Genomic DNA, 25318 nt, shown 5'->3' on the forward strand with positions numbered 1-25318 from the left:
GCCCAGGCCTCAGCGGCCTTCGTCCGGCTCGTCGGCCGCCGCCGCCACCGCCGGGGCCGGCGCGGCGAACAGGCGGCTCGAGGACGTGCCGGCCAGGGTGATCACCACCAGCGCCAGCAGCATCGGCTGCCCGAAGAGGTCGCTGCCCAAGCGGGCCCAGCTGTCCGACAGCAAGGTCTTGTTGGCGAGGTCGTGGGACAGCACGAACCAGGTGCCGACGGTCAGCGTGAAGATCGTGTAGCCGAGGAAGAGCAGGATCCGCGACGAGCGGGGGAAGGCCGGGGACTCGGCGTTGGTCCAGCTCCCGGCGGTGAGGTAGCCCCACACCAGGCCGAAGGCCACGAAGCCCACCCCGGCGAAGCCGAGGACCAGCTCGAACGGGTTGCCCAGGAACGTCCCCTGGGCCACCAGGCCCGAGAGGAGCAGGACGAAGAGCAGCCGAGCCACGCGGTGCCGATCGAGGTCGCGTCGGGCGGTCCACCAGGCGGCCAGGCCCACCACGCCGGCCACGATCCACGGGTCGGTGTGGTCGAGGCCCGAGCCGAGCGAGGCCAGCGGGCGACCCGTCACCGCGAGCTGGCTCCAGAGGCCGACCACGCCCACCTCGGCGAGGACGAGGGCCGAGGTGCGGCCACCCGTCCGACGGGCCAGCACTCCCGATGCCGCCACCAGGACCAGCGAGAAGACGACCGGTTGCCAGCGCTCGGTCCCTGCCCCGGAGTAGCGAGCGATCAGCCGACCGACCGCCGGCGAGAGCCGGGGCGTGGCGGTGCCCGACTGGGCGTCGATCCCGGCGGCCACCACCGCCGCGACGCCCAGGGCGGTCACCGCGGCCAGGTACAGCGTGCCGAGCGGGAGGACGAGCCGCTTGGCGCCGGCCACCACGTCGGGATCGGTGGCCTCTTCGCCCTCGTAGCGGTCCACGACGGCGTCGACCACCCACCAGGTGGCGGCCACCAAGGCCAGCAGCAGGGCCCCGGCGAGCAGCTGTCGCCCCGTGGCGCCCCACCCGTCGTCGGCGCCGGACCCGGCCACCCCGACCACCACGTCGCGCAGCCGCCAGCCGCCGAAGCCCACGAGCACGACCCCTGCCGCGAGGGCGTGCACCCGCTGGTCGATCACCCGCAGCGCCCAAAGGGAGACCGACGCCCCGAACGAGACCGTGTCGAGCCCGGCCATCACCAGCCGGGGGCCGAGGAGCCCGGCGAGGCCGACGAAGAACGACGACGCCAGCCGGGCGCTGAGCGCGGCGTCGCCGACCCGGTCGAGGCGCGACAGCTCGTGGAGGCCCACCAGCAGGGAACCCGACACCAGGACGAACAGGGCGCAGAACTCCCCAGCGGGCCGGGGTCGAGCCCGCCACCGAACGGCGAAGAGCACCGGCACGGCGAGGAGCAGGACCCGCCCGCCCCACTCCACCGCCGCACTCGAACCACTGCCGTGGGCGGCGAGCGAGGCCGACGACGCCACGCCGAGGTAGACCACCACGGTGGCCACCCGCACCCACCAGGCGGCGTGCAGCGCTCCGGCCAGGACGAGGGAGAGGGCGAACGCCAGGAGGAAGAACACCAGGGGCAGCAGCGGCGCGGGCACGAACGCCCCACGGCCGGGGAGGTCTTCGCCGAGGGGCACCAGCTGGTAGCGCGCCCGCCAGTGCTGGTTGGTGAGGAACACCCCCACCAGGGCGAAGAAGACGGTGCTGGCCACCACCACCAGGGCCGTCATCCCGGCGCCGAGGCCCCGGGTGCGGATGAACCCGCTGTCGAGGTCGCCGGCGACGAACTGCTCCCACACGTCGCCCGCCACCCCCCGGGCCCGGGCCACGACGACGCGGCGTCGCGACGGGTCCGGGGCCGGCGCCGCGCTCGCGGCCGGGGGGACCGCGGCGGTCACCGGGGCCCCTCCAGCGGCAGCGCCCACAGCGCCCGGGGGCTCGCCAGCACCACCCGGTGGCCGGCCACCACCGGGGCCAGCAGCAGGTTGTACGCCGACAGGTCCTCGCCGAGCCCTCGCTCGGTCCACCGGACGCGGCCGCTGCGGGCATCGAGCACCTCGGTGCGGCCCGTGCGGTCGACGATCCAGACGTCGCCGTCGATCACCACCGCCCGCACGCCGCGCAGCAGGCCGGGCGGCCGGGACCAGCGCTGGGCCCCCGTGTCGGCGTCGAGGCCGACGATGCCGGCCACGAGGGTCGGCACCACGACGGTGTCGCCCACCACCTGGACGGCGTCCCACGGTCCCACCTCCCTCGGACCGAGCCCCACGGTCCCGGCCACGGCGCCGGTCGCAGCATCGGCCCAGGTCGCCACAGCGTGGTCGCCGTCGATGCCCACCGCCCACACCCGACCCCGTCGCTCGTCGCAGCCGAGCGATCGGACGTCCGGGGCGAACCCGCTCGCCACGGCGCTGGAGCCACCGGGCGACACCACGAGCAGGGACCCGCCTCCGGCCGGGACCACCAGGGCGCCACGGCACACCACCGGCGGCGCGCCCACCGCGTCGCTCCCCGTCGGGATGCGCCCGAGGACCGCACCATCGCGGATCGAGACCAGCAGGAGCTCCGACGACGGCCCCTGGGAGCGGAAGGCCAGCGCCGAGCCGAAGACCACGGGCGAGACGTTGGCGCTCTTGCCGTGCGGGGTGCGCCAGCGGAGGCGGCCGTCCCGCGCGCCGAGGGCCACGATCTCGTCCGCCGTGGTCAGCACCAGCAGGTCGTCGACGACCATCGCCGCCTCGACGGTCCCCAGCTTCGGCGGGAGGGCGGCGATGGGGGCCTGGACGCCGGTCTCCGGGTCGAGCGACGACACCGACGACCGGTCGACCACGAGGACGCCCCCGTCGCCGTCGGCCGTGGCGAACTGCACCGCCGGCTCCTCGCGGAGCTCGCCGACGTGGCGGACCCACGTCCGGCCGGCCACCGGGGTGGTCCGGGGTGGTCCCAGCCGCCAGAGGGTGGCGGCGTCGTCCACCATCCAGATGGCGCCGGCTCCGCCGACCGCACCGAAGGAGGCCCCCGTCATCGGGCTGGTGACCCCCAGCCGAGCGGGTTGGCGAGCCGCCGTCGACCACCGCCGCACGGTCGCGCCGCGGCGGTCGAGCTGCAGCAGCCCGCCCGAGCGCAGAGCGACCACCACCCCACCCGCGGTCGCCACCGCCGGGCCCACCGCGCCGAGGCCCTTGCGCCGATAGGAGCGGGAACCGTCGGCGAGGTCGTAGGCCGAGACCCACCCGCCGGTGTCCACGGTGACCACGGAGCCGCCGCTGGTGACCGGCCCCCCACCGCCTGGTCGACCTGCTGGGCCGTCCAGTCGGTGGAGCCGCTCGCGCCGTCGAGCCGGGTCACCGAGCCATCGGTGCTCGACACGACGACGTCGCCTCGGACCGCCAGCGGCGCGTCGACGACGGCCGAGCCCACGTCGACCTTCCACCGCTCGGCGCCGGTCCGGCCCGCCAGGCGCCGCACCACGCCGTCGTCGTCGGCGACGACGACGTCGTCGCCCAGCACGGCCGGATCGGCGACCGCCGGCGTGCCGACGTCGACCTTCCAGCGAGGCGCCCCGGTGGCGTGGTCGAAGGCCCGGATCCGACCGTCCTCCCCGGCCACGACGACCACCCGGCCCACGCGGGCGGGCGCCGCGGCCACGTTGTCGCCGGTCTGGGCGACCCAGCGCAGCAGGCCCTCCCGGGTGAAGGCGTAGGCGCGCCGGTCCGGCGTGCCGACGTAGGTGGTGCCGTCCTCGGGATCGACCCCGATGCGACCGCGCGGCAGCGCACCGAGGCCGGCGCGCCACAGCGGACGGCCGTCCGTGCTGGTGGCGAAGGCCTGGAGCGTGCGCGTGCGCCCGTCGGCGGCCACCACCAAGGGACGCTCGCCGCCGACCACCGCCGGGGGCACCTGGGGCCGCGAGCCGTACTGGTCGGTGAGCTGGGCGACCGGCTCCAGCACCCAGCCGACCGGGTCGCCGCCGGGGACCGGCGCGGCGCCGGCGCGACCGGCAGCTCCGGGCGCCCGGGCCGTGGCCCGGAACCCCGGTGCGGCGACCTGCTCGACCCGGGCGTCGTCGGTCACCTCGCGCACCGAGCCGAGGCCCGGGCAGCGGACCTCGTCGGAGTCGACGGGTCCCTCCTCCCCGATCCGGTAGCGGCTGTGGACGCGGATGCAGTCGGTCCGCCGGCCGGCGACGGTCGTCGTCGGTCCGGCGGCGGTGATCGAGGTCCGGTGCTCGTAGGTGGTCGCACCCCAGCTGCCCTTGCCGCTCCACCGATCGCCGGGCCGGGCATCGGCGCTGAGCAGCTTGAGCGGCGGATCCAGGTAGAGGTCGATGTGATCGGTGCCCTCGAAGCCGAGGAGGAACATCCCCTTCGCCGACGCCGCCAGCACCGCCACCTCCTCGCTGGTGGTGCCGTCGGCCTCCCGCGTCACGAGGTACCTCCGGACCAGCCGGGCATCGGCCAGCGTGCGCTCCGCGTCGCCGAGCAGCCGGTCGAGCGCCAGGCGGAAGCCACGGCTGGTCGACGGCCCCGCGTTGATGGTCGTGCCGACCTGGGCCGCGGTGCTGAGCCAGGCCGTCCCCTCGGGCGTGGTGCGGGTGCTGGTGTCCCAGAGCGAGGTCAGGGCCAGCTGCCGGGCCACCCGCGGGTCCGCCGAGGTGGGCCGCACCGAGAGGTCGCCGGTGGTGGTGAAGGCCACCAGGCCGGCCGCCACCACCGCCACCACGGCGGCCGCGGCGACCGCCTGGCCCCACCAGCGCCGGCCACCCACCTCAGCGCGTCTCGTAGGGCAGCGCCACGCGCGCCTGGCGGTCGGCGACGTCGGTGATGGTGAGGCCCAGGCGAGCATCGAGGCCGGGAGCGAGCGGCCCGAACCGCACCGGCAGCGTCGCGCCCAGGGTGATCGGCTGGTCGGCCGTGTCCTCGTAGGTGACGCCCTGGTCGCCCACCACCGCGAGCTGCGGCATGAGCTTCCCGCCCTGCTGCAGCGAGGTGGCGATGGCGCCACCGTCGTCGGTGTAGAGCAGTGCGCCCTGCACCGCCAGGTCGTCGAGCGACGGGCCGGAGAGCCGGAGCTCGCCGTCGGTCGCCTCGCCGCCGGGCGGCGCGTAGGACACCGGCACCGAGACGTTGAAGCCCTCGGTCGTCGGGTTCACGATGGCGGTGGCCACCACCGGGCCCGCCGGGGTGTCCAGGGTGAGGCCCTCGAGGTTCCACCCCGCGCCGACGGCCCCCTTGCCGATGATCGCTGGCTGGAGCAGCAGCACCCCCGGCGGGCGCCGCCCTCGATGCCGACGCTCACCTGGAACTTGGCGTCGGTGAGCAGCGAGCGGGTCTCGTCGTCGATCGGCGCCGACAGGGTCAGGCCGCCGTCGGTCTCGGCCAGGGTCGGGTCGGCGGCGAAGCGGAGCTCGCCCGCCGCCTTGGCCCGCGTGGCCAGCTGCTCGTGCACCGCATCGAGCAGCTTCGGCCAGGACCCGGCGTGCACGTCGGTGGCGTAGTGGTCGTACGGGCCCCCGCCGGCGTCGGCGCTCACCGGGAAGTACAGCGACAAGCCCGTGGCCGACGCCGTCGAGACGCCGGTGACCTGGTGCACCAGCGTGCGGGCCAGCTGCTCGCGGACCGCCGCCGCCCACCGCAGCACGTCGTCGGGCGGCTTGGGCGAGCCGCTCTGCAGGCGCAGCAGCAGGTCCCCGAGGTCGACCTGGGCGAAGGGGTTCTCCACGCCGGGGATGCCCAGCGCGCCGAACGTCAGCGCGTCGGCCCGGGCCGAGGCCAACGGGAGCGCGCTCGCCTCGAGGTCGTCGCCGATGGCCTGGAAGAGGCCGTCGACCTGGGTCCGCAGCCGCGGCACCTGGTCGAGGTCGAGGGCGGCGAAGCTCTGCTCCTCCTTGCCCCCGTACGTGGTGGAGTTGGCGTCGTAGGTGTCGACGAAGTCGACCGCGAGCTGCTCGGGGGTGACCCCGCCGCTCTGCAGCTCGCCCATGATCGTGCGCATGTCGAAGAGGTAGCTCAGCGAGATCTCCTCGGCCGCCACCAGGTAGCGGGCGAAGGGCTGCACCTCGGAGGCCACCTCGTAGCTGCCCATCAGGCAGGCCGAGAGGTTCAGGACGTCGAGCCGATCGATGCCGGCCGCCTGCAGGCCCTGCTGCAGCCCGGTCGACAGGTCGGCCATCGTGAGGTTCGACGGGTCCCCCCGCTCGTCGTCCGGGGCGTCGTCGTCCCAGGAGATGCCCTGCCACGCGCCGCCGTGGTCGATGACCGAGAGGCTGTAGTGCTCGGCCGGGAACCGTCGTGCCGACTCCTGGAGGAACCAGGCGAGGGTGCGGGGGTTGCCCATGTCGATCTCGCCGAGGTCCTGCAGCTCGGTGAGCTCGCCCTCGCCGACCTGCAGCAGCTTCGCCCCCGTGAAGGTGCCGACGTTCATGAGCGGCTCCGCCTCACCGGCCTCTTGCGAGCGGTCGATGAGCACCACCAAGTTCGCGGCACCGCCGTAGCGGACCTCGGCGGCGTCCTTGATCTGGTCGAGGAGGCCGATGTCGAGGTTGTTGTCGGCGTCGACGTAGAGCATGACGGTCCACGCGGCGCCCGGCGCCGCCGAGGGCGCGGCCGAGGCCACCGGTGCGCCCGATGCCGGGACCAGCAGCGCCACGGCGGTGATCGCGCCCAGCGCGGCGCGGGCCCACCCGCCGCGGCCCCGGCGTGCGATCACGACCGGGCCTCGATCGAGGCGAGGACCGACTGGACCATGAACTGCAGCTCGGCCTCGTGGTCGGCGTAGTAGCCCCGCTGCGTCGTCGTGGTGAACGTGTAGCCGCTGCCGTCGTCGAGGACGATGGCGTAGAGGTCGCCCTCCACGGCCACCGAACCGCTCTGGCTGACCATGATCCCCTCGTAGATGCGACCGGCGCCGCCGCTGACGTGGGCGGTGTTCACCGGGATCTCCTCGATGTCGGAGAACCGGAGGTCCGAGATCGAGTTGCCGCGCTTGCGGGTCTCCTCGCCGAGCAGGTCCGCCGCGGTCACCTGGTCGCTGATGTCGTAGGCCCCGACCTCGAACGCGGCACCGGGCCGGGTCACCACCGTGTAGCCGTCGCCCGTGCCGGCCGCCTCCCATCCGTCGGGCAGCGTGATCGACAGGTCCCCCGGCAGGTCGACGATCTCACCCGAGCTCGAGACGGCGGTCCCCCCCCGGGTCCTCCGCGCCCGTCCCCGGGTCCTCGGAGGCACCGGCCTCGGTGGTCGTGGTGGTGCCGTCGTCGCCGAGGTCGCTCGGCGGCTCGATGGTGGCACCCGGCCCGTCCTGGCCCAGCACCCGCACGCTCTTGCCCGGCCCGGAGCCGGACAGCCCCTTGGGCTTGGGCCCGGGGAGGTCGACCTCGTCGGGGGCGTCGACCGCCGCCGGCGGCGTCGTCAGGGCTCCCGTCGGGGTGCGGCGGGTGGGCTCGTCGGTGCTGCGGCCGCCGCCCAGGAGGGCGCCGAGCCCGCCCGCCAGGGCCACGACGGCGACCACCGCCGCCACCGTCCGCGCCGTGCGGGCGTGGTCCGAGGGCGCCGGCGCCGGGCGGTCGGCGGGGGCAGCGGCGCCAGCGGTCCGGCGCCGGTCGGTCGAAGGGGTCGGGTCGGTCGAAGGGGTCGGGTCGGTCGAAGGGGTCGGGTCGGTCGAAGGGTTCGGGTCGGTCACGTCAGGCCTCCACGGTCGCGGCGAGCGGGTCGGCGGCGGCGTTGCGCCGCCGGGTCTGGTGCGGCGTCGCCCGGGTGGCGGTGCCGCAGGCGGCGCAGAAGTTGGCCCCCTCGACGAGGGGGGAGCTCGCACGCACCGCAGTGCGCGGTGCCGTGGGCGGTGGTGCGCAGCTCGGTGCCCGAGCGGGCGGACTCGAGCGCCTCCTCGAGCACGGCCACGTGCAGCAGGCTGCGGAGGCGGAGGATGGCGGCGGCCGCCACGAGCAGGCCCCAGCCCAGGCCGACGGCCACGCCGGTGACGCCGCCCAGCCGTCCGCTCAGGTACAGCCCGGCGGCGAAGGCGACGTCGAGGACGAGGGCCTCACCGAGGCCCCGCCAGTAGCGACCGCCGAAGCCGGTCGGACGGTCGCCGAGGCCGGACCACGAGGCGACGGCGATGCCGCTCGCCGCGCCGAACACCACCGGCTTGACCAGGGCGGCGGTGACCACGAGGGGGACCCACACCGTCAGCTGCGGGTCGCGCACCCAGCCGACGCCGTCGGAGAAGAGGGTGTGGTTGGTCACCAGGGTCTCCGCGGCGGCGTAGGCGGCCCCGGCGGCGACCCCGAAGGTGAGGGCGTCGAGCATCTCCCCGAAGCGCTCCTGGCGGGCCAGCAGGAGCGGGCCCACCTGGCGCACCAGCTCGCCCGCCACCGGGGCCGCCAGCGCCAGCACCAGGAAGGTCGAGGTGTCGAAGCCGCCCACGCTGCCGGCGAGGCCGCCGCCGAGCGCGCCCTCGCGCAGCAGCACGGTGACCGCCACGCCGAGGGCCGCCGAGAGCACCACGGTCGCGCCGAGCACCGGCACCGGCTGGGACTCCCACTGGTCGACGTCGGCGAGGTACACCAGGTACACCGCCAGGACCACCACCGACGCCGCCGCCAGGGCGGCGGCCACCAGCCCGAACGCCGCCAGCGCGATCGGCACGGCCAGGCCCGCCAGCAGGGCGAAGCGGTAGGTCTGGTTGCCGTCGGTGGCGGCCAGCGGCATCAGCGACGACGTCAGGTTGAACGAGAGGACCGGCTCACCGGGCTGGAGGGCGTAGGGACGTCGGGCGCCCGAGCGCCCCTCCCACGCATCGGTCCCGCACGACGGGCAGAACCGTCCCAGCTCCGGCACCGCGGTGCCACACCGGTTGCACGCCATCTCGCCTTCCCTCCCGCGACCCGCGCCTGGGGCCGTCGGGGGTCAGGATGCGCGCCGGACCACCCGTGGACAAGGCCTCGGGCCGGTGGAGCGGGGTTGGAGCGGGTGGGTGCGGGGGCCGTCAGCGGACGGGGCGGCGGCGCTTCCAGCGGTTGCTCACCATGGGCCCGGCGTAGCCGGCGTCGGCGTAGCTGAAGTTGGTGCCGGGCGGGACGATCTCGTCGATGCGGTCGAGCACGTCGTCGCTGAGCACGACGTCGACGGCGGGGAGCTGGCTGGTGAGCTGCTCCATGGTGCGGGGCCCGATGATCGCCGCGGTCACCGCGGGGTTGCGGATGACCCAGGCCACCGCGAGCTGCGGCAGCGGGATGCCGGCCTCGTCGGCCAGGGCACCGAGGGCGTCGGCGGCGGCGAGCTTGGCCTGGTTGGTGGGCTTGGACAGGTCGTAGCGGTCCGGGGTGCGGACGGCCCGGCGGCTCTCGGCCGGCTCGGCACCGAGGCGCCACCGGCCCGACAGCCAGCCGCCGGCGAGCGGGCTCCACGGGATGACGCCCATGCCGTGGCGCTGCGCAGTCGGCAGCACGTCGGCCTCGATGCCGCGCACGAGGATCGAGTACGGCGGCTGCTCGCAGACGAAGCGCTCACGGCCGCGGCGCTCGGCGGTCCACTGCGCCTCGACGATCTCCGAGCCCGGGAAGGTGGAGCTGCCGAGGTAGCGGACCTTGCCCTGGTGCACCAGGTCCGAGAGGGCGCCCAGCGTCTCGTCGATGTCGACCGACGGGTCCGGGCGGTGCACCTGGTACAGGTCGATGTGGTCGGTGCCGAGGCGCCGGAGGCTGTCCTCGCAGGCCTTCATGATCCAGTAGCGCGACGACCCGCCCTGGTTCGGCGCCTCGCCCATGGGGGCGTAGAACTTGGTGGCCAGCACCACGTCGTCCCGGCGGCCCTTGAGCGCCTTGCCGACGATCTCCTCGGACTCGCCGGCCGAGTAGACGTCCGCGGTGTCGACGAAGTTGATGCCGGCGTCGAGCGCGGCGTGGATCACCGCCACGGAGTCGGCGTGGTCCGGGTTGCCCCAGGCGCCGAACATCATGGCGCCGAGGCAGAGGGGGCTGACCTTGAGGCCGGTGCGGCCGAGCGAGCGGTGGTCCATGGCCGGAGGGTACCGAGCAGGCCGCGCCGGCGCCGCTCGCCCCGGCGGGCCGGGTCAGAAGGGGTTGGTGATGGCCCCGGTCTCGGCGCCCTGGACCAGCTTGGCGAACTTGGCCAGCACGCCGCTGGTGTAGCGGGGCGGGAGCGGGGCCCAGCCCTCGTGGCGGCGGGCCAGCTCGGCGTCGTCGACCAGCAGGTCGAGCCGGAGGTCGCGGACGTCGATGAGGATCTGGTCGCCGTCGGCCACGAAGGCGATGGGCCCGCCGTCGGTGGCCTCGGGGGCCACGTGGCCGATGCAGAAGCCCCAGGTGCCGCCGCTGAAGCGGCCGTCGGTGACGAGCGCGCAGTCGGAGCCGCGCCCGGCGCCCTTCATGGCCCCGGTGATGGCGAGCATCTCGCGCATGCCGGGGCCGCCCTTGGGGCCCTCGTAGCGGATGACGAGCACGGTGTTGGGCTGGATCTCACCGGCGAGGATGGCGTCCATGGCGGCGTCCTCGCCGTCGAACACGCGGGCGGTGCCCTCGAAGCGCATCTGGTCCTCGGTGAGGCCGGCCACCTTCACCACCGAGCCCTTGGGCGCCAGCGAGCCGGTGAGCACGTTGATGCCGCCCTCGGCGTGGATGGGCGCGTCGAGCGGGTGGACCACCACGCCGTCGGGGGCCGGGACCTCGATGGCGGCCAGGTTCTCCGCCATCGTCTTGCCGGTGATGGTGAGGCAGTCGCCGTGGAGCAGCCCGGCGTCGAGCAGCTCCTTCAGCACGACCGGCACGCCGCCCACGCGGTCGAGGTCGCTCATGTGGAACTTCCCGCCCGGCTTCATGTCGGCGATGTGCGGGACCTTGGCGGCGATGCGGTTGAAGTCCTCGAGGTGCAGCTCGACGCCGGCCTCGTTGGCGATGGCCAGCAGGTGCAGCACGGCGTTGGTGGAGCCGCCGAGGGCCGAGGTGACGGCGATGGCGTTCTCGAACGCCTCCTTGGTGAGGATCTGCCGGGCGGTGATGCCCCGGCGCAGCTGCTCGACCACGGCCTCGCCGGCGCGCTGGGCGTCGAGCTCGCGGCGGCCGTCGATGGCCGGGGGCGAGGCCGAGCCGGGGATGCTCATCCCGAGCGCCTCGCCGATGGAGCTCATGGTGTTGGCGGTGAACATGCCGCCGCAGGCGCCCTCGCCGGGGCAGGCGGTGCGCTCGATCTCGAGCAGCTCGGCGTCGTCGATGGTGCCGACGGCGTGGGCGCCGACGGCCTCGAACACCGACGTGATGTCGGTGGCCTGGCCGCGGTGCTCCCCCGGCATGATCGAGCCGTTGTAGACGAGCGCCGAGGCGAGGTCGAGGCGGGCCGCCGCCATGAGCATGGCCGGCATGCTCTTGTCGCAGCCGGCCAGGCCCACGAAGCCGTCGAGGCGCTCGCCGAACACCACGGTCTCCACGGAGTCGGTGATGACCTCACGGCTCACCAGCGAGGCCCGCATGCCCTCGTGGCCCATGGAGATGCCGTCAGAGACGGTGATGGTGCCGAACTCGAGGGGGTAGCCGCCGGCCTCGTGCACGCCGTGCTTGGTGTGCTCGGCCAGCCTCCGCAACGTCATGTTGCAGGGGGTGATCTCGTTCCAGGCCGACGCGATGCCGATCTGGGGCTTGGTGAAGTCGCCCTCACCCATGCCCACGGCCCGCAGCATCGCCCGAGCCGCTGCCGCCTTGGGACCGTCGGTGACGTCCCGGCTGCGGGGCTTCAGGTCGACGGGGGTCTCGGCGTCTCCGGTCATGGGGCCGAAGCTACCGCCGTGGCTCGCACGGTTCGAAGCCACAGGGGCTTCGGGCGTGGCGAGCCACGCCCGGGCGCCGGCGACGAGAGGTCCCGGCGCCGACGATCGCCGACGCCTCCCTCCGTCGCCGGCGATCGCCGGGGGGTGAGCTCAGTCCTTCGGGGACGTCTCGACGACGACGGTCTCGGTGACCGTGGCCTTCGGGGTGCCGGCGGCGTCGGTGACGACGGCCTTGTGGACCGTCGTCTCGGCGCCTTCTTCCGATCCCTTCTTGAACTCGCGTTGGGCGTCACCGAGCGAGCGGGCCAGCTTGGGGAGCTTGGCTCCACCGAAGACGACCAGCACGAGTACGAGGACGATGAGTAGTTCGGGTGCTCCAAGACCTGCCATGGCAAGTGTTCGGTGCCACCCCCCGATCTGGATGGGTCCTCGTCGTCGAGGCAGGTATTTGCACGGCCACTGCGGGTTGTTTCCGACGGGGGATGTAGGTTGGCGGGCGCTCGGGGGAGGGGTTCGCCCGAGGGTCACCGGCCCACCGGCCGCCTACGCACAGGGGTTCCACATGACCGACACCATCGACGCTGCGACCAAGGGCGACGACGTCCTCGACGAGCTGCACGCCTGGCTCGAGGACAACTGGGACCCGGACCTCACCGTGGCCGCCTGGTGGGAGCGCCTGGGCCTGGCCGGCTGGGCGGCGCCCACCCTGCCCACCAACGCCTACGGCCGCGGCGTGGCCCGCAGCATCGCCGTGCAGATCGGCAACGAGATCAACGCGTTCGGCGCCCTCGGCGCTCCGGCCGGCCTGGGGCTGCTGCTCGCCGCGCCCACCATCGCCGACCACGGCTCGCAGGAGCAGATCGACACCTACGTGCGCGACATCGTCACCGGCCAGAAGGCGTGGTGCCAGCTCTTCAGCGAGCCCGGCGCCGGCTCGGACCTCGCCGGCCTCACCTGCAAGGCCACCAAGGACGGCGACGAGTGGATCGTCGACGGCCAGAAGGTGTGGACCTCGCTGGGCCAGACGGCCGACCTCGGCATGTTGATCGCCCGCACCGCCCCGGACGCCCCCAAGCACCAGGGCATCACCTACTTCGCCATCGACATGCACCAGCCCGGCGTCGAGGTCCGTCCCCTGCGGGAGATGACGGGCCACGCCATGTTCAACGAGACGTTCCTCACCGAGGCCCGCGTCCCGGACGCCGCCATCATCGGCGACCGCAACAACGGCTGGGCCGTGGCCAACTCCACCCTCGGCCACGAGCGCTCCGGCCTCGGCTCGGGCGGCGGCTCCGGCGGCGCCGGCGCGGCCACCCCCGGCACCATCGCCGGCAACCTCGAAGCGCCGGGCCGGCGACTTCGCCCCCAAGGCCTCGCCCCGCAACGCGGCGGGTGACGGCCAGGGCGACGCTGCCAAGAAGCCCCGCGGCCGGGCCGGCATGGGCGGGCTCTACACCGGGCTGGCCAAGGGCAACGGCACCATCAGCGACCCCGTCATCCGCCAGGGCCTGGCCCAGCTCCACACCCTCACCGAGATCGGGCGCTACAACGCCGAGCGGCTCAAGGCCACCCGCGCCGCGGGCGGCGACATCCCCGGCATGGCCAACATCTCCAAGCTGTCCATGAGCAACATCGTCCGCCTGCAGCGCGAGCTCGGGCTGGGCATCGTCGGCGCTCAGGGCATGCTCCACGCCTACGAGCCCGAGGCCCAGAAGGTGCTCGACGAGGCCACCGGCAACCCGTTCCTGAACGCCGTCACCACCACCGCGCTCTACGCCCAGGCCCCGCCGATCTACGGCGGCACCGACCAGATCCAGCGCAACATCATCGGCGAGCGCGTGCTCGGGCTGCCCAAGGAGCCCGGCAACGACAAGAACGTGCCGTTCTCCGAGCTGCCCAAGAACGCCTGAGCGCTCGCGGCGCTAGGCCGCCTCGGCGGCCTGCTTGCGGACCTTCAGGGCCCACGCCACCAGCGGCACCTGCAGGGGCAGCCGGGCGTAGGTGACCACGCGCTCGGCGCCGGGCTTGGCGTCGAGCGCGCCCTGGATGTTGGCGGGGAACACCCCGACGAACAGCGCAGCGGCCGCGGTGGCGCCCAGGCGGCGGGTCGACGGCTTGGCCACCGCCGCGGCCACGGCCAGCTCGGCCACGCCGCTGGCGTAGGTCCAGAAGCGCGGGTTGGGCAGCGCCTTGGGCACGATGGCGTCGAAGAAGCCGGGGGTCACGAAGTGCATGACCCCCGCGCCGGCGAGGAGGCCGGTGAGGGCCTGGGCAGAGGTGGGACGGGCCATGGGGTGTTCCTCGAGATGGGGTGGGCGGGGAGCCGGCCACCACTCTGGCCGATGGCGGGGCGGCCGGCGTTCAGGTCCGGTCGGCGAAGAGCCGGCGGGCCCGGGGGTAGTCGGCCTTGCCGTTGGGCGCCCGCGGCACCTCGTCGACCAGGACCAGGTCCCGGGGCAGCTTGTAGGACGAGAGGTGGTCTCGGAGCGAGTCGATGATCGCCGCGCCGCCCCCGTCGAGCGCCGAGGGGTGGATGCCCGGCGCCATCGACGCCACCGCCACCACCCGCTGGCCGAACCGCTCGTCGTCGACGCCGAAGACCAGGCTGTCCTCCACCGCCGGGTGGCGCTTCAGCGCCTCCTCGACCTCCTCGGGGAACACCTTCTCGCCGCCGGTGTTGATGCACTGCGACCCCCGGCCGAGCAGGGTCAGCGAGCCGTCGGCCTCCACCGTCGCCCAGTCGCCGGGGAACGAGTACCGGACGCCGTCGATGTCGCGGAAGGTCTTGTCGGTCTTGGCCGCGTCGTGGAAGTAGCCGACCGGGATGGCGCCCGGGACCCCGACCATGCCGCCCTCGCCGGAGCCGGCCGCCACCTCGCGGTCGCCGTCGGCGAACACCTTCACGCCCACGCCCGGCGAGAAGCGGCCGGTGACGGCGGGGACGTCCTTGGACGAGAGGGCGGTGCCCATCGTCCCCTCGGTGGCGGCGATGAAGTCGAGCACCAGCACCGTCGGCAGGTGCTCGCAGAGCCCGGCCTTGACCTCGGTCGAGAACATGGCGCCGGACGAGAGGATGATCAGCAGCGACGACAGGTCCCGCTCGCGCCCGGCGGCAGCCGCCTCGTCGAGGCCGCGGCGCAGCGGACGGGCGAACGGGTCGCCCACGATGGTGAGGCTGAGCACGCGCTCGCGCTCGACGAGGTCCCAGACCTCGTCGACGTCGAGGCCGCGACCGGCCAACAGCACGATGGTGCCGCCGAAGGTGAGCGAGGGGAAGGTGCCGATGCTCAGGCCGGTGGCGTGCATCAGCGGGCAGGCCGGCAGGCCGACCAGGCGGCGGTCGCTGTCGGCGAAGCGGCGGGCGAAGGCGGCGACGTCGGCCGGGTCGGTGACGGGCGCCTCGCCCACGATCGGCGGCGCCGAGCTCAGGATGGCGTCGACGCCGGGCCCGATGCGCGACATCACGCCCTTGGGCATGCCGGTGGTGCCGCCCGTGTAGGTCATGGTGATGTCGTCCGGGCTGCGCTCGATGCGCAGCGCCGGCTCGTGGCCGACCAGCACGTCGTCGTAGGCCACGGCGCCGTCGACCAGCGGGCTGCCGTCGTCGTCGACCTGGACCCACAGCCGCACCCGGCTCGCCCGCTCGCGGACCCGGGCCACGCGGTCGGCGAGGCTGGCGTGGAACACCAGCACCTCCGCCTCGGAGTCCTCCAAGAGGTAGAGCAGCTCGTCGTCGAGGTACCGGTAGTTCACGTTGACCGGCACGGCCCGCACCTTCAGGGCGGCGAAGTAGGTCTCCAGGTACTCCGAGGAGTTGTAGAGGTACTCCGCCACCTTCGCTCCCGGCGCGAGGCCGGCGGCCACGAACGCGCCGGCCAGGCGGGCGGCCCGGTCCTCGAGGTCGCGCCAGGTCCGCCGGAGCTCGCCCTGCACCACCGCCACCTCGTCGGGGACGACGTCGGCGACCGATTCCCACACCGTGGCGAAGTGGCGTTCCATCTGCCGGACGGTACGCGCCCGCTCCCCCGCCCGCTCGTCGTGGGGGCGCCGGCCCGGAAGGCGGTCAGGGCAGCTGCTGGACGACGCGTTCGAAGAGGGCGGCGGTCTGCTCGGCCAAGGGGGCCCAGTCGAGGTCGAGCTTGCGCTGGGCGGCGGCGGCGGTGGCGGTGGCCAGCTGGTCGGGGGTGAGGGCGTCGATGGCGGCGGTGATGCTCTCGGCGGTCTGGCCGACGGGGATGCCGGCGAGGCCGAGGTGCTCCACCAGGTAGCCCCAGTCCGAACGCAGGGCCGGGATGGCGACGCCGACCGCGTCGGCGGCGGCGCCGGTGGCGAGCATCTCGCCCTCGGCGTCGAACACCAGGGCGAGGACGTCGCAGGCAGCGAGGCGGGTGGCGTAGACGTTGCGCTCGACCGAGCGGTAGCGCTCGGCGATGGCGATGCGGGGATCGTCGGGCACGACCTCGTCGCCCTTCAGCGACCAGCACACCAGCTCGATGTCGTCTCGGCCGCTGGCGGCCACCGCATCGAGCACCTCCTGCACGCGCTTCTCGGCGCGGGGCGCGCCGACGATGCCGATGCGCAGCCCACCCGGCGGCAGGGCGCGCAGCCCGAGCCAGGACTCGGCGTCGGCCCGGGCGGGGAGCCCGGCCCGCTCCCACATGCGGCCGAAGTGCCCGTGGGGGATGACCTCGTGGCGGGCGTCGGGACGGAACGCGTAGCGGGCCCGGATGCGGCCCTCGCCCCAGGCGCTGTGGTGGATGACGCCGTCGGCGGCCTCGGCCCACGCCGCGTAGATGGGGTCGAACACCTCGGCCCGCTTCTCGTGCGGGGTCAGGTTGTGGGCGGTCCACACCACCGGGATGCCGTGGTCGGCCAGCTCCGCGATGATCGCCCGGTGGGCGGCGAGGTCGTCGAAGGCCAGCCACTCGGGCCAGTGCAGGTGCAGCAGGTCGAGGTGCCGGAAGCCCGGGTCGGGCACCGCTTCCCAGCCCACCGGCGACGGGCGGCCCACCACCCGGTCCTTGATCGGGCCGTAGAGCGAGCGGTCGTAGTGGTGGCCGTGGGCGGTGGAGCCCACGCGCAGCAGCGGCGTGACGCGGGCCGAGTAGCGCAGCTCGGTGGCGGGCTCGAGGTCGAGCTGGTGCACCCGCTGGATCTCCGACCACGAGCTGCGCCACTCCGACAGGCCGCCGACGTCGACGACGGTGGCCAGATGGCCGGTCGTCCCCGTGGTGCTGGTGGTGCTGGTGGTGCTGGTGGTGCTGGTGGTGCTGCCGCCGTCGACCTCCCACTCGACCCGGAGCGGGCGGTCGGCCACCTCGCCGATGGCCAGGCTGACGGCCTTGGGCGGGCGCTCGAAGGTGAGGTGGTCGCGCAGCACGAGGGAGCGGCCCTCGACCGACAGCTCGGCGGTGCGGGTGCCGTTCAGGTTCGGGCCGGGGTCGTCGCCGTCGAGGCCGCGGCCCGACACCGGAAGGCTGTCCCAGTGGGCGGTCACCCGCCGCCCGTCGGCGTCGTGATCGACGCTCGCCGGCAGGCCGGCGGCGGTGTAGCGCTTCAGGCCGTGGACCACGAGCGGCGTCCACGTCGGCAGGTCGCGGTCGACCGGCACCTCGAAGGTGCCGGGCTGGAACGGTGCCGGCAGGTAGTGGCTGCGGCTGGTGCCCACGAAGGGCACGACGAGGTCGATGCCCGGGCTGCGGTGGGCCCAGGCGCCGGCGGGGCGGGCGTCCTCGAACGGGAGCCAGCGGTCCTGGGCGGGGTAGGCGTCGGCCGCAGACGCGGCCTCGAGGCCGGGCTCGACGGTGGCCAGCGCACCGGCCGCCCAGGCGATCTTGCCGAGCAAGTCGTAGGTCAGCTGCAGCCGACGCTCGGGGCCGCGGTAGGAGTCCTGCGCCCGGTGGGCGTGGGCGCGGCTCACGCCGTCGGCGTCGAAGCCGGCCACCAGCGTCTCGGCGGCATCTGCGGCACGGCGCAGCCAGACGGCGTCGCGCTCGCGGACGCGGCCGGTGGGCGGGTCGTTGGTGAGGGCGTAGGCGGCCAGCTCCAGGGTGAGGGCGGCGGCGAGGTCGCCGGTGGAACGGCCCCACGGCACCGCCGAGCCGTCACGGCTGCCCACGGCCAGCACCAGGTCCAGCGCCTTGGCGATGCCGTCGCGCCACACCGGGCCGATCCGATCGGCCAGGGGCTCGGTGAACAGCCAGACGTCGGCCGTGTAGATGTCGTAGCGGCCGATGCGGTCGTTGGAGTCGTCCAGCGTGCCGAGCGGGTTGCCACCCAGAACGCGGCCCACGCGGGCCACGAGGTCGTCGAGCCGGGACTGGTCGGCCACCAGGCCCAGGCGCACCCGACCCAGCTCGCAGCGCGACAGCACCCCGGCGTAGTTGCGGGGCAGCACCTTGGCGTCGAGCAGCTCCAGCCAGTCGGAGCTGTCGACGGCGAGGGCCACCTCGGCCCGCTGCTCGTCGGAGAGCCCGGCGAGCAGGGGGTTGCCCTCGAAGGGGCCTCGGCGCAGGAGCGTCTCGGCGATGCGGTACGAGAAGAAGGTGTGGGTGTCGGCGCCGACCACCTCGCCCAGCAGGCGGTTCAGGATGACGTCGACGGGCTCGCCGGCCACCTGGGTGACGCCGGCCTCGGCCAGGTGGTGGAGCGTGAAGCAGACGTCGGCCCGCACGTCGGCGCCCACGAGGTGGCCGGCGAACGTGCGGGGGATGCTCCAGCCCGGCAGGTGGGCCCGCTCCCCCGCCTCCAGGGTCTCGACCGTGAACGCCAACAGCCGCTCCGCCAGGTCCCCCGCCGTGGTGGCGCTCACGCCGACGTCCCCTGCGCGCCCTGATCGCCGCGGCTGCCGGGGTCGCTCGTTGCCTGGTTCGCTCCCATCGCCCGGACCCTACCGGCACCCCCCGCTGCCGCCGGGGGCGGCGGACGCGACTCGTTGGCGCATGCGTTGGAACGTGGAGCGGGGCACCCGGCGAGCGCCGTAGGACCCCCGGCCGAGGCGCACGACCCGTCCCCTCGCCACCTCCCACCGCAGGGCATCGGAGATGACCTTCGACGGGCGACCCGCCAGCACGAAGCCGGCACGGTCCACCACGTCCACGAGCTCCTTCACGGTCGACGGCCCTGCGGCGACGAGGTGCAGCGTCAGCAGGTAGCGCAGCTCGATCCCGGCGATGACCGTCGCTCCGGCCTCGGACGGATGGAGCACGTCGGCGCTGGGGTGGGACGCGTTGGCGAGGTGGGTGGGGAGTGCGTCGGCCATGCTCCAGTCTCTGCCGCCCGAGTGACAGAACGCGAGGACGGCCTGCCACACCATGTCCGTTTGCCCACCTCGTAGCGACAGCCAACCCACCGCCGATCCAGTTGTCGCTACGAGGTGGGCAGCTGAGATCCGCCACCCTTGCGTCGTCATCAGTAGCGGCCAGCTGGTTCCTCGAAAGGTGCGGGTGAGGACGGGCGACGGATGAACGCAACGGTCGATCAGCAGGAGCCGGGCGATGTGATGGTCGGAGGTGCGCTGGACGTCGCTTCCTGGCCCGTCGGTAGGAGCGTGACACTGGACGTCTTGATGGCCGCATGCCTGTACGCCTTGCTCGCGCTCATCCAACGGATGTGGGCGATTGATCCCGGTGGCGCCAGCTCCGCCGCTGGCATCGTTCGCCCCAGCCTCGCTCTGACGATGCGCCCGGCGGATGCGGCGACCTTGCTCGCCGCATTCGGCGCCTTCATCATCGCCGGGCACCTCCGCCTCATCTCGCTCGGCCAGACGCAAGCGGGCTCCGCTGCCTCTGAGGCTGAGAAGCCGGCTGCGTTCCTCGGCACGGTCCTGGCGCTGTCGTCCATCCCCTCGCTCCTCGTGGGGATGGCGGCGTTCTTCCACGGGCCGATCCTTGAGCTCGACCTCGCCGGCTGTTTCGTTCTCGGCTGCAGCATGGGTCCCGCAGTGCTCGCAGCTGACGCGACGAACGAGCGAGCCGTGTCCGCAGCCATGTCCGAGGTCGCTCGGATCGACCGCCTCCAGCGGCATCGGCGCCTCGAGGCGGCCACCGAGACCTGGAACGAGCCACGGCGTTTGCGCACGCGGCCGTGGCTGGGCGTGGAGATCGTGGCTTCTGTCCTCCTGACCACGACAGCGTGTTGGGTGCATGGCGGGGCGGCAGCGTTCGAGTCGACGAGCGGCCTGACGGGGGTCGCCGTCGCATCGACTGTGGTGGCCTTCTCGTGCTGCTGGTTGCTCGGCATCTCGCTTGCCACCAGGAACTGGCTGAACCTCGTCGTTGCCGCGGCCGGTCTGGTGGGGTTCGGAGTGATGCTCGGCACCTTCATCGCCGAGACCGCCATCCACGACCGCTGCGATCGTGTGAGCACGGCGGCGGGCCTGGCCCCCCCTGGGATTGCCGTTCCCCCCTTGCGCTGCTGAGCCTCGCCGGCCGACTCGGCGGGCGCGGGGCCCTTCGTGGCGTCGTCGCCGCTGGGCTGACGCGGCGGCTTGACCGCGTCCACCAGCGCCGCAACAAGTCCGAGGCTCTTCGTCGGGTGCGTTCGAAGGAGCGGCAGATGGCGCGGGTGATCGGGCTCCTCCGCCGAGCATCTGGCGCATTCGCCGACCCCTGAGCCGAGCGACGCTGGTCAGTCCTTGGCGTCGGACCAGCGGGGGATGACGGAGGTGTCGGCGAGGAAGCGGACCGCGGGCTCGCCGGGCGGGGGCGGCGGGGCCCAGCGGTGGGCGGCCTCCTGGAGCGCGCCGTCGAGCAGAGCGGCAGCCGCAGCGCCGTGCTCGACCGGGACGTGGACCAGCAGCTCGTCGTGGAGGCAGAGGACGACCCGGGCATCGAGCGCGGCGCCGCGGGCCCGGACCGTGACGGCCCACACCTTGAACAGCTCGGCGGCCGCACCCTGCACCAGGGCGTTGCGGCCGTAGCGGCCGCGGGCGGCGGCCTGGGAGCGGGCCTCGCGGTCGCTCATGGCGTTGGCGTCGCCGGCGCCCATCCGCACCAGGCGACCGCCGTAGGTGCGCAGGTGCCGCCCGCCCTGGGCGGCCTGGTCGGCGCCCTCCAGGTAGGCCATGGCCACCGGATACGCCGACTGCAGGCCCCGCAGGGCCTGAGCGCCGTGGCCGGTGGTCTGGCCGTACATGGCGCCGAGCACCGCCACCTTGGCGGTGGCCCGGTCGACCGCGAGGCGGGCGGCCACCGGGGCGTAGAGGTCGTCGTCCAGCGTGGCCCGGGCCAGGGCCCGGTCGCCGGAGACCGCGGCCAGCACCCGGGGCTCGATCTGGCCCAGGTCGGCCCGCACGAACACGTGGCCCGGCTCGGCGAGCACGGCGGGGCGCAGGTCGGCGGGCATGTTGTGGAGCCCGGCCGAGGCGGTCATGCGCCCGGCGGCACCGTCGCAGCCGGTCCAGTCGCCGTGGAGCCGGCCGTCGGGGCCGAGGTGCTCGTCGAGCCAGGCGTAGCCGAACGTGGTGGCCACCCGCTCGGCCTTGCGCCACACCAGGAGCGCGTCGACCAGCGGGTGCGCGTCGCGCAGGGCTTCGAGCCGCCAGGCCCGGGTGTCGGGCACCTCGATGCCCACCCGGCGCAGCAAGGACTTCACCTGGCCGGGACTGCGGAGGTCGAAGCGGCTGCCATCGGGCGCGTGGCGCAGCACCAGCTCGTCGCGCACCGCACGCTGCTCGGCAGCTTCGGCTTCGGTGCGGGGTCGGGGGCCGACGTAGGCGGCGATGATGGCCTCGGCGGTGGGGCGATCGAGCGGGAGGCCGTCGGCGGCCAGCTCGGCGCAGAGGAGCTCGGCCGCCGACTCGGAGCGGGCCGTGGCGGGGGCCTTGGGCCGACCGTCGGGCTCGGGCGCGGCCGCCAGCGCGCCGAGCCGGTGGCGCTGGGCGTCGGCCACCTCGACGGCGAGGGCCGCCCACCGCGCCAGGCGCTCGGGGGTGGCGGCCCAGCCGCCGTCGACCCAGTCGGCGCGCAGGTGGCCGTCGTCGCGCACCGGCTCCTCGGGGTCGCCGGCGTCGCGGTCCTGGTGGCTGAACAGGTCGACCGGCCCGGTGGCCGGCGCGGTGTCGGGGGCCAACCCCCGATGGCGGGCCCAGAGCGCGCCGGCTCGGCCCGCCAACCACCGTCGAGCACGCGGGCGACGGCACCGACGTCCCAGCTGGTGGCCACCCGCACGCCCGCCGCCACCAGCGCCGCCGGGGTGGCCCCGTCCCACACCACCCACCGGGGCCGCACCGCCGCTTCGATCGCCGCGACCTCGTCGATGGTGCACCCCACGAGCGAGCCGTCGGGGAGGGCGAGCCCGGCAGTGCCGTCGGCCGCCACGGCGAGGCCCACCGGCGCACCTCGCTCCAGGGCTCCTCGCTCCAGCGCTTCGGTCCCGTCCACCCGGCAACCCTGCCACCTGCGCGCCACGACGTTCGGCGGGCGACGCCCGGGCTGGCCTTGTTACCGAGGGGTAGGTTGGTCGCCGCACCAGCGCCCAGCGCGGAACGCGAGCGAGGACCCCCATGCCAGCGATCGATCCCCCGGCCACCGAGCGCACCACGCTCAGCCTCCACGGCCACGACCTCTTCTACCGCCGCGCCGGCTCCGGGCCGCTCCTGCTCCTCGTGCACGGCATGGCCGGCAGCTCGGCCACCTGGCAGCCGGTGATCGACGAGCTGGCCGAGCACTTCACCGTCATCGCCCCGGACCTGCCCGGCCACGGCCGCTCCGACAAGCCTCGCGGCGACTACTCGCTCGGCGCCTACGCCAGCGTGCTGCGCGACCTGCTCCAGCACCTGGGGCTGGGCCCCGCCACCATCGTCGGCCAGTCGCTCGGCGGCGGGATCACCCTCCAGTTCGCCTACCAGTACCCCGAGCAGGTCCAGCGGGTGGTGCTCGTCGGCGCCGGCGGCCTCGGCGAAGAGGTCAGCCCGCTGCTCAAGGCGCTGACCTTGCCGGGCGTCGAGTACGTCCTGCCCCCGGCCTTCGCCCCGTTCATCTCCGACGCCGTCACCGGTGCCACCCGCCTGCTCGGCAAGGTCGGCCTCCGACCGTCGCCCGAGGTGGTGCAGATGTGGCTGGCGTACCACTCGCTCACCGACGGCGACACCCGCACCGCCTTCCTGCACACGCTCCGCTCGGTGGTGGACCACCGGGGCCAGCGGGTGAGCGCCCTCGACAAGCTGTACCTGGCCGAGCAGCTCCCCACCCTGATCGTGTGGGGCGACCAGGACCGCATCATCCCGGTGCAGCACGCCTACGACGCCCACGAGGCCATCCCCGGCAGCCGCCTCGAGGTGTTCGAGGGCTGCGGCCACTTCCTCCACGCCGAGGAGCCCGCCCGCTTCGCCCGGCTGCTTCGCGACTTCGTGGCCACCACCGAGCCGCCCGCCGTGGTGCCCTCGCTGGCCGGCGCCACCGCCCCGGCCTGACCGCCCTGCCTGACCGGGTGGCGTGCCGCGTCGGCGGCCGACGACGATAGAACGGTCGATTCGCGCCGCGACCAGTCGCGGCACCCACGAGGAGCACGAGACATGGCCGGTGGCCGAGGCAGGGCGACGAAGAAGCGCCACAGCGGGCGGGTGACGCTCACGCCGTGCGAGCTGCTCGACGACGACCGCACCTGCGAGCCGCTCAACCGGGTCTGGCTGCTGGCGGCCGACGGCACGGTCGCCCGCAAGTACGCCTCCTGCACCTGCGGGCGCCGCTTCAGCGGCCGGGACGTCTCCATGAAGCTGCCGGAGGCAGCGGTCGAGCACCTGGCCGCCCGCGCCGAGGGCCGCACCGGTGCCGAGCCGCTCGACGCCGAGCAGGTGGCGGCGGTGGTCGCCGGGCTGTGGCCCGTCGAGCGCACCAGCGAGTGGGCCAAGACCGGCGTGGTGCCGGTGGGCCAGTCGGTGCTGCACCAGCCCACCGCCCCGGTGGCCATCGACGCTCCCGCCGTGGCCGACCTCGCCGAGCGGCTGCTGTTCACCCAGGAGGACGCCCACGGCATCGGCCTGGCGGCCAACCAGGTGGGCGCCCCGGTGCGGGCCCTGGCCCACAACCTCCCCCAGGTGGCGCCGACCGTGCTCGTCAACCCGGTGCTGCTCGCCAGCCACGACGAGTGGATCTACGAGGAGGGCTGCCTCTCGCTCGAGATCAAGGGCACGTGGGCGAAGGTGCGGCGCCCCAAGGTGATCCTCGTCCACGCCCAGCTGCCCGACGGGACCGAGCTGGTGACCGAGGCCGACGAGCTGTTCTCGCGGGTGCTCCAGCACGAGCTCGACCACCTCGACGGCGTGGAGTACGTGCAGCGGCTCACCGGCACCGAGCGGGACCGGGTGTACCAGCTCATGCAGCGCACCGGCGTCGACACCGACTGGCTGCCGCCGCTGCCCTACGAGTGGGCGATCACCGGGAAGGTGAACTCGTAGCCCTCGGCCTTCAGGTGGTCGATGGCCAGGCCCAGCGCGTCGATCGTGGGCTGGCGCTCGGCCCCGCCACCGTCGTGCATGAGGATGATCGCCCCGGGCTCCACCTGGTCGAGGACGTGGCGGAGGATCGTGAGGGTGTTGGCGCCCTTGCGCCAGTCCTCGGTGTCGACCTTCCAGTACAGGGTCTGCTCGTGCTGGCCCCGCACCGTGGCCTTGATGGCGTCGTCGAGGAAGCCGCCGGGCGGCCGGTAGTAGGACGGCGCCGGGAGGCCGTGGTCGGTGAACGCCTTGGCCCCGCCCCCGATCTCCTCGTCGAGCTTGGCCTGCGCGGCGCCCTTCAGCCCCTCGTCGTGGTGGAGGGTGTGGTTGCAGAGCTGGTGGCCCTGGTCGACGATCGCCTTCGAGAGCTGCGGCTGGTCGGCCACCTGGGTGCCGATCTCGCAGAACGTGGCGTGCACGCCCTTGGCCTTCAGGACCGCGAGCACCTTGGCCGTCCAGAGGGCGCTGGGCCCGTCGTCGAAGGTGAGGGCCACCACCTTGCGGTCGGTGCGCTTCGGCGCAATCGGCGCCTTGATCACCCGTGAGGACACGACCTCGCCGCTGGTGGCCCCCAGGACCCGCTCGACGGTGCCGGGCACGCCCTTCTCGGTGACGTGCACCAGCACGTCGTCCATGGCGGCGGGCTCGACGGCCTCGCGCACCGTGCGGGTGGGCTCCACGCGGTCCTTGCCGTCGACGATGGCCACCACGTCGCGGGCCACCGGCACCGAGGCGGGGTCCACCCGCTTGCCGTCGACGGTGAGCACCGCGGGGTCGACCCGGGGGTCGAGCACCACGTGGTCCTTGGCCGAGAGCAGGCGCCCGTCGTGGCCCAGGGCGCCGGCGGCCAGCAGGGCGGCGGCGACGGGCTCGCCGTCGTCGATGCGCACCCACCGGTCGAGGCCGGTGGCCTGGACGCGGACGGCGATCTGGGCGGGCCGCTGGTCGGCCCGGCGGTAGGCGAAGACGGCGGTGGCGGCGGCCAGGAGCGCAGTGACCAGGAGGAACGCGACCACGCGGTAGGGGTGCCGGGTGCGGGCGCGCCGGGGGGGAGCTGTGCTTCGCCATGACCGGTCGATGCTTCCACGCGCCGACCCGAGGGAGGTCGC

Annotated in this window: 22 protein-coding genes; 5 read left to right on the top strand and 17 right to left on the bottom strand. The window is 74.4% G+C overall.

What is annotated here, in order from left to right:
* Positions 1–9 precede the first annotated feature (9 nt).
* The 11 genes from KSP35_RS13445 to tatA form a co-directional block, all read right to left on the bottom strand.
* Positions 10–1893, bottom strand: coding sequence for a hypothetical protein (locus KSP35_RS13445; RefSeq protein WP_216996212.1), 1884 nt, complete (start codon positions 1891–1893; stop codon positions 10–12).
* Complete coding sequence (locus KSP35_RS13450) at positions 1890–3020, bottom strand: PQQ-binding-like beta-propeller repeat protein (protein ID WP_216996214.1); 1131 nt, start codon at positions 3018–3020, stop codon at positions 1890–1892. The genes KSP35_RS13445 and KSP35_RS13450 overlap by 4 nt, the downstream gene beginning before the upstream one ends.
* Positions 3017–4762: a PQQ-binding-like beta-propeller repeat protein gene (locus KSP35_RS13455; RefSeq protein WP_216996216.1), complete on the bottom strand. Its 1746-nt coding sequence runs from the start codon at positions 4760–4762 to the stop codon at positions 3017–3019. The genes KSP35_RS13450 and KSP35_RS13455 overlap by 4 nt, the downstream gene beginning before the upstream one ends.
* 1 nt (position 4763) lies before the next feature.
* Positions 4764–5162 carry a hypothetical protein gene (locus KSP35_RS13460; protein ID WP_216996218.1) on the bottom strand — a complete coding sequence of 133 codons (399 nt, stop codon included), beginning with the start codon at positions 5160–5162 and terminating at the stop codon, positions 4764–4766.
* Positions 5144–6703, bottom strand: coding sequence for a clostripain-related cysteine peptidase (locus KSP35_RS13465; RefSeq protein ID WP_216996220.1), 1560 nt, complete (start codon positions 6701–6703; stop codon positions 5144–5146). Before KSP35_RS13465 ends, KSP35_RS13460 begins: the two co-directional genes overlap by 19 nt.
* Positions 6700–7071, bottom strand: coding sequence for a hypothetical protein (locus KSP35_RS13470; protein ID WP_216996222.1), 372 nt, complete (start codon positions 7069–7071; stop codon positions 6700–6702). Before KSP35_RS13470 ends, KSP35_RS13465 begins: the two co-directional genes overlap by 4 nt.
* 82 nt (positions 7072–7153) lie before the next feature.
* Positions 7154–7504 carry a hypothetical protein gene (locus KSP35_RS13475; protein WP_216996223.1) on the bottom strand — a complete coding sequence of 117 codons (351 nt, stop codon included), beginning with the start codon at positions 7502–7504 and terminating at the stop codon, positions 7154–7156.
* Positions 7505–7671: 167 nt separating this feature from the next.
* Positions 7672–8859, bottom strand: coding sequence for a zinc ribbon domain-containing protein (locus KSP35_RS13480; protein ID WP_216996225.1), 1188 nt, complete (start codon positions 8857–8859; stop codon positions 7672–7674).
* A gap of 121 nt (positions 8860–8980) precedes the next feature.
* Positions 8981–10012, bottom strand: a complete 1032-nt coding sequence (locus KSP35_RS13485; protein WP_216996227.1) for an aldo/keto reductase — start codon at positions 10010–10012, stop codon at positions 8981–8983.
* A 54-nt stretch (positions 10013–10066) separates the two neighbouring features.
* Positions 10067–11773, bottom strand: a complete 1707-nt coding sequence (ilvD, locus tag KSP35_RS13490) for a dihydroxy-acid dehydratase (RefSeq protein ID WP_216996229.1) — start codon at positions 11771–11773, stop codon at positions 10067–10069.
* A 150-nt stretch (positions 11774–11923) separates the two neighbouring features.
* Positions 11924–12163, bottom strand: a complete 240-nt coding sequence (gene tatA / locus KSP35_RS25265) for a twin-arginine translocase TatA/TatE family subunit (protein WP_216996231.1) — start codon at positions 12161–12163, stop codon at positions 11924–11926.
* Between the two features lie 172 nt (positions 12164–12335).
* Here tatA and KSP35_RS13500 point away from each other — a divergent pair, with 172 nt between their 5' ends.
* Entirely contained in the window at positions 12336–13169 is an 834-nt protein-coding gene (locus KSP35_RS13500) for an acyl-CoA dehydrogenase family protein (RefSeq protein ID WP_216996233.1), read from the top strand.
* Positions 13170–13212: 43 nt separating this feature from the next.
* Positions 13213–13683: an acyl-CoA dehydrogenase family protein gene (locus tag KSP35_RS13505; protein WP_216996235.1), complete on the top strand. Its 471-nt coding sequence runs from the start codon at positions 13213–13215 to the stop codon at positions 13681–13683.
* Positions 13684–13695: 12 nt separating this feature from the next.
* Here KSP35_RS13505 and KSP35_RS13510 read toward each other — a convergent pair whose 3' ends face one another.
* From KSP35_RS13510 to KSP35_RS13525, 4 genes are all read right to left on the bottom strand, one after another.
* Complete coding sequence (locus KSP35_RS13510) at positions 13696–14064, bottom strand: hypothetical protein (RefSeq protein WP_216996237.1); 369 nt, start codon at positions 14062–14064, stop codon at positions 13696–13698.
* 70 nt (positions 14065–14134) lie between these two features.
* Positions 14135–15772, bottom strand: coding sequence for an AMP-binding protein (locus KSP35_RS13515; RefSeq protein WP_216996239.1), 1638 nt, complete (start codon positions 15770–15772; stop codon positions 14135–14137).
* A 64-nt stretch (positions 15773–15836) separates the two neighbouring features.
* Positions 15837–18584, bottom strand: coding sequence for a glycosyltransferase (locus tag KSP35_RS13520; protein WP_216996241.1), 2748 nt, complete (start codon positions 18582–18584; stop codon positions 15837–15839).
* 78 nt (positions 18585–18662) lie between these two features.
* A complete protein-coding gene (locus KSP35_RS13525; protein ID WP_254126758.1) occupies positions 18663–19034 on the bottom strand; it encodes a hypothetical protein in 372 nt (123 codons plus the stop codon).
* A 201-nt stretch (positions 19035–19235) separates the two neighbouring features.
* On the opposite strand from KSP35_RS13525, the gene KSP35_RS13530 reads away from it, so the two are divergent.
* Positions 19236–20192 (top strand): hypothetical protein, encoded by a 957-nt coding sequence (locus KSP35_RS13530; RefSeq protein ID WP_216996243.1) that lies wholly within the window; start codon positions 19236–19238, stop codon positions 20190–20192.
* 209 nt (positions 20193–20401) lie between these two features.
* Here the strand turns inward: KSP35_RS13530 and KSP35_RS13535 are convergent, their stop codons facing one another.
* Positions 20402–21844: a DNA polymerase gene (locus tag KSP35_RS13535; protein ID WP_216996245.1), complete on the bottom strand. Its 1443-nt coding sequence runs from the start codon at positions 21842–21844 to the stop codon at positions 20402–20404.
* A 433-nt stretch (positions 21845–22277) separates the two neighbouring features.
* Here KSP35_RS13535 and KSP35_RS13540 point away from each other — a divergent pair, with 433 nt between their 5' ends.
* Together KSP35_RS13540 and KSP35_RS13545 are read left to right on the top strand one after the other, a co-directional pair.
* The gene (locus KSP35_RS13540) at positions 22278–23186 is read left to right on the top strand and encodes an alpha/beta fold hydrolase (RefSeq protein WP_216996246.1); all 909 of its coding nucleotides are present in this window, start codon (positions 22278–22280) and stop codon (positions 23184–23186) included.
* Positions 23187–23288: 102 nt separating this feature from the next.
* A complete protein-coding gene (locus KSP35_RS13545; protein ID WP_216996248.1) occupies positions 23289–24170 on the top strand; it encodes a peptide deformylase in 882 nt (293 codons plus the stop codon).
* On the opposite strand, the gene KSP35_RS13550 is transcribed toward KSP35_RS13545, so the two are convergent.
* Positions 24134–25225 (bottom strand): polysaccharide deacetylase family protein, encoded by a 1092-nt coding sequence (locus tag KSP35_RS13550; protein ID WP_216996250.1) that lies wholly within the window; start codon positions 25223–25225, stop codon positions 24134–24136. The genes KSP35_RS13545 and KSP35_RS13550 overlap by 37 nt on opposite strands.
* Positions 25226–25318 lie beyond the last annotated feature (93 nt).

Source organism: Aquihabitans sp. G128, assembly GCF_019048865.1.
Lineage (GTDB): Bacteria > Actinomycetota > Acidimicrobiia > Acidimicrobiales > Iamiaceae > Aquihabitans.

Bases quoted from the DNA above. Each gene is read 5' to 3' on its own strand.
- KSP35_RS13505 (WP_216996235.1), top strand. From the start codon at position 13,213: ATGGGCGGGCTCTACACCGGGCTGGCCAAGGGCAACGGCACCATCAGC.
- KSP35_RS13525 (WP_254126758.1), bottom strand. From the start codon at position 19,034: ATGGCCGACGCACTCCCCACCCACCTCGCCAACGCGTCCCACCCCAGC.
- KSP35_RS13480 (WP_216996225.1), bottom strand. From the start codon at position 8,859: ATGGCGTGCAACCGGTGTGGCACCGCGGTGCCGGAGCTGGGACGGTTC.
- KSP35_RS13515 (WP_216996239.1), bottom strand. From the start codon at position 15,772: ATGGAACGCCACTTCGCCACGGTGTGGGAATCGGTCGCCGACGTCGTC.
- KSP35_RS13530 (WP_216996243.1), top strand. From the start codon at position 19,236: ATGAACGCAACGGTCGATCAGCAGGAGCCGGGCGATGTGATGGTCGGA.
- KSP35_RS13540 (WP_216996246.1), top strand. From the start codon at position 22,278: ATGCCAGCGATCGATCCCCCGGCCACCGAGCGCACCACGCTCAGCCTC.
- KSP35_RS13545 (WP_216996248.1), top strand. From the start codon at position 23,289: ATGGCCGGTGGCCGAGGCAGGGCGACGAAGAAGCGCCACAGCGGGCGG.
- KSP35_RS13510 (WP_216996237.1), bottom strand. From the start codon at position 14,064: ATGGCCCGTCCCACCTCTGCCCAGGCCCTCACCGGCCTCCTCGCCGGC.
- KSP35_RS13500 (WP_216996233.1), top strand. From the start codon at position 12,336: ATGACCGACACCATCGACGCTGCGACCAAGGGCGACGACGTCCTCGAC.
- tatA (WP_216996231.1), bottom strand. From the start codon at position 12,163: ATGGCAGGTCTTGGAGCACCCGAACTACTCATCGTCCTCGTACTCGTG.
- KSP35_RS13485 (WP_216996227.1), bottom strand. From the start codon at position 10,012: ATGGACCACCGCTCGCTCGGCCGCACCGGCCTCAAGGTCAGCCCCCTC.
- ilvD (WP_216996229.1), bottom strand. From the start codon at position 11,773: ATGACCGGAGACGCCGAGACCCCCGTCGACCTGAAGCCCCGCAGCCGG.
- KSP35_RS13450 (WP_216996214.1), bottom strand. From the start codon at position 3,020: ATGACGGGGGCCTCCTTCGGTGCGGTCGGCGGAGCCGGCGCCATCTGG.